The sequence below is a fragment of the Phaeobacter sp. JH20_29 genome, from assembly GCF_048056175.1.
Lineage (GTDB): Bacteria > Pseudomonadota > Alphaproteobacteria > Rhodobacterales > Rhodobacteraceae > Phaeobacter > Phaeobacter bryozoorum.
Map to the genome: position 1 here is coordinate 1 of NZ_JAYMWO010000015.1, position 3468 is coordinate 3468.

Here is a 3468-nt window from a genome sequence, read left to right on the forward strand (position 1 = left end):
CTGAGACACGATGCTTTCGGCAACAAATTTTGCCCTTAATTGCGAGATTCGGCTGTCATGGGGCCTTTGCTTCTCGCGCGCCTCTGCGCGATATGATCAACCGCAGCAAGCAAACGTGGCTGCTTCTCGAAGGCGCGAAGTAGAGCAACTTTTGCATAGTCGTCGATGCCGGAACTGACGATGGCTGCTTTAGCCAAGGGGCGAGATCGAGCGGCGGCGATTGCGGCGAGACAGAATAGCCTCACTTCCGACTTGGGGTTTTGGAGAGCGAACGCCGGATCCCCGCGGAAGGTCTTTAGTGACATGGCAAAGGCGACTGCGCGCATTGCGCGCCGAAGTTGCTTGGGGCTGCGTGATCGCGCGGCGCACTCAAGCATCCCTGCCCCGCGTCGCGCTCGGTAGATCAGTTTGTCGGGTATTTGTTCGTCACCGGTTTTGCCAAGGGTTTGCACAAGTCTCGTCCCGCAAACCTGACAGTCAAATGCCCAGGCCCGCCTCCAATGCCTGAGTGAAAGGCCCTCCCTAGAGCATCGCAGGCAATGCTGGAATGGCATCTGGGCCGTCAGCGAGGCTTCTCGTGGCGTCATTGCCGGAAAGGTCAAAGACCGCACAACATCTGGGTCGACACGCGCGGCGTTTGCGATTTTCTCCGCCGCAGCCGCTTCGACGTTGAAATCCAAGGCGGTGCCATGCGCGGTATCGATTTTGATATGAGCCAGCAGTTCCGCGTCATCACAGTAGTTGGCCGCAGCCAGCCGAGACAACCAACCTGACAACAACTCGTCTGGCAGCGGTGCGACAGTCTTCGGCAGCCGGCGCGGCTTCACACTCCGGACTTCTCGAGCCGCCGATGGGCGTTCGCATGGCGCGACCAAACCGGCGTCCATTTTGCGATTGCGTCATCGGTGATGCATTCATCACCTGTGACAATGGCGTCGATGGAAAGATCCTTGATCAGGGCGAAGATGCGCGAGGTCACCCCACCGGTCAGCGCAAGAATCTGCTTGAGCGACTTGACCTTCAGATTGGATTTCTTTTCGAGGGGCATTGCCGCGATGAGTGTCTGGATCATGTCCGAGAACTCGGCATCGTCGCGCCAGTTTGGCAGGTGATGTTCGTCCAGCCGCCTGGCAAGCTGGATATCACCACGGATGGCATCAACGGCCTCGCTGACCCCCAGGCAGACCAGCGACACTTCGAGTTCATTGCTGAGATACCGCAGAACATTGAGAAAGCGGCGCTGTTCGCGGTGTGTCCCGGCCAAGAGGTTGTGAACCTCGTCGATCATGATCATCCGCAGGCCAAGGTCGCGCAAGAGCGCGATGACGCGAACTTCGAGGGAAGCCACATTTTGAGCGCGGGCGCTCAGCGCCGTCGCCGGGGCGCCGACGGCGGCCAAGATGTGCAGGTAGAACCGCCGTTCGTCTGGTGCGGGCGGCGCTTGCAACAGCAGCAGGGGCGTGCGGGTGATGCCTGACGCCGGATCGTATTCTGGTGCGTATTTGCGCGACAGGTTTCGGGCGATCATCGTTTTGCCGATCCCGGAGGCACCATGCACAAGAAGCCCAGGCATACGGGTTTGCCGTGGCGCTTCGATCATACCATGCAAGCGGTCCAACACCTGTTCGGCCCGCGGAAAGCCGATCCAGATATCCGATTGAATGAGGGCGATCCGACCGTCTGCCTCAGTTATCCCTGCCCTCAATTCACCATCTCTCCACCTTGAACAATGGGCGCGATGTATCACCCGTATCGATCGGGCGCAGCCCTTCGATTGTCGCGATAGCCGAGGCGGGGCCCTCCAATGGCCCTTTTCTTTCACGGGTTCTACGTTCGGCCTTCGTCAGGCCCCGGCTTTCAGCTTCGATCTGGCGTTGCTGGCGGATCAGCTCAGCCAGAACCAGCTCATTTGACCCGGACTTGCCAAGGGCCCGAGCCTTCCTCATGGCTTCGCGGTATTCCCAGAGGGACACTGGCGGAATTTCCAGGTTTCTGTACCGCGCTTCAACATACCGGCCATCGTCTAGTTCGACCCAGATCATTGAGATATCACGAGGATCGTAGCGAACGACCACCTTTCCATCCCCGCGCCCGATGTGGCCTGCAAGGGCATCGGACCAGTACCTTATCTGGAACAGATGGATGCCGTCACGCCTGATCTTGCGCAGTTCGCCCGGCAGGAAACTTACCTGAAAGGCTTCGATATCAAATGGGATGTCGCCCGTCATTTGCTCTGAGAGCGCCTCCCATTTGGCGACGGGCGTGCAGCCAAGACTTGAATGTATTCTGTTGTTGTAACGGCAGATTTCCAGAGCAAACCAACGATCGAATTCGCTCAAGGTCATCGTGGCCCTGCCTTCGGCATCATAGTCGCCCTTGGTCGCGACCGAGGATTGCGTTGTGCCCGGCAGGAGGTGAACGGCCCCCATCATCGTCCCGATCAAACGTTCGATGTGACCTCCGAAGTGAGGACTTCCCAAAGGCCGATAGACCAGATCGATCCCCCATTCCGCACATGCGGACCGAAAGGCCCGCGAACGGAAATCGCGGCCATTGTCGACATGGAGGCTGAGCGGTTTGCCCTGTGCGGGCCAAGGAATATTGCACGCCAATTCCGTCAGAAGTTCCGCCTTGGGGGCAACCGCCTGTGTCAGGCAAAGCGCCACTGACAGTCGCGAAGGGGCCTCGAGAGAAGTGTAGTATCCAGTTACCATCCGCGTTGCGATGTCGATCGCCAGCGTGACCCAAGGCCGCCCAATTGGTTGGCGTTCAAAGCTGTCGACAAGAATGATGTCCGCCGGCGTATGATCAATTTGGACGATCTCCAGTGGCACACTGGCCTTGTTCTCACCTGTGACCGGCGTAAATTTCTGGCGGGCCGCCTTTGCGCCCTCGCGTGCCTTCGCAACTTCGCGGGCATCCATCGCATCCAGACGACGCTGAACCGTCCGTCGTGTCGGCGGCTGCAAGCCCTGTTGCCAGCACGCGCTGCGGATTTCTGTCACGACGCGCGAGAGGCTCGGACGCTCCCGGCGCAAGAAATAGCGGCGAAGGTGCTCTTCGATCACCGCTTCGACCTGGCTGGATATCAAGGCCGTACCGGCTGGACGACCCCGTTTCCGCGGAGCAAGGGCACTGGTGCGTCCACCATCTTCGACCAGCCGCTTTATCCAACGCCAGACCGTCGCCCTGCTGACACCAAGCTCCCAAACGGCGTCATTGATGCCACGTTCCAGACTGCCAGTACCTTTCAGATATGCCTGAACAAGCGGACGCAGCACAACGGCCCTGCGCGCCTCTTCAGCACCAACGGCAACGGAGCCCTCGCCATCATCATCCATAGATATTTGCCGCTCAAGTCTGTGAACCCTGTCTCAGCTTTAAGGGCAAAAATATCGGAATTAAAGGCAAAATCTCATATTTAAGGGCAAAGCATAGCCGTTGATTTCGTTGGATTTCTAATCTCAC

The 3468-nt window shown here is 58.6% G+C and carries 3 protein-coding genes; all 3 read right to left on the minus strand.

Annotation, left to right across the window (positions count from 1 at the left end):
- Positions 1-35 precede the first annotated feature (35 nt).
- Genes VWZ85_RS14085 through VWZ85_RS14095 form a run of 3 tightly spaced genes read right to left on the minus strand, consistent with a single transcriptional unit; the run spans position 36 to position 3341 of the window.
- Positions 36-827 carry a TniQ family protein gene (locus tag VWZ85_RS14085; protein WP_416535682.1) on the minus strand — a complete coding sequence of 264 codons (792 nt, stop codon included), beginning with the start codon at positions 825-827 and terminating at the stop codon, positions 36-38.
- Positions 824-1747: a TniB family NTP-binding protein gene (locus tag VWZ85_RS14090; protein WP_416535683.1), complete on the minus strand. Its 924-nt coding sequence runs from the start codon at positions 1745-1747 to the stop codon at positions 824-826. The genes VWZ85_RS14085 and VWZ85_RS14090 overlap by 4 nt, the downstream gene beginning before the upstream one ends.
- Positions 1707-3341: a Mu transposase C-terminal domain-containing protein gene (locus VWZ85_RS14095; RefSeq protein WP_416535684.1), complete on the minus strand. Its 1635-nt coding sequence runs from the start codon at positions 3339-3341 to the stop codon at positions 1707-1709. Before VWZ85_RS14095 ends, VWZ85_RS14090 begins: the two co-directional genes overlap by 41 nt.
- Positions 3342-3468 lie beyond the last annotated feature (127 nt).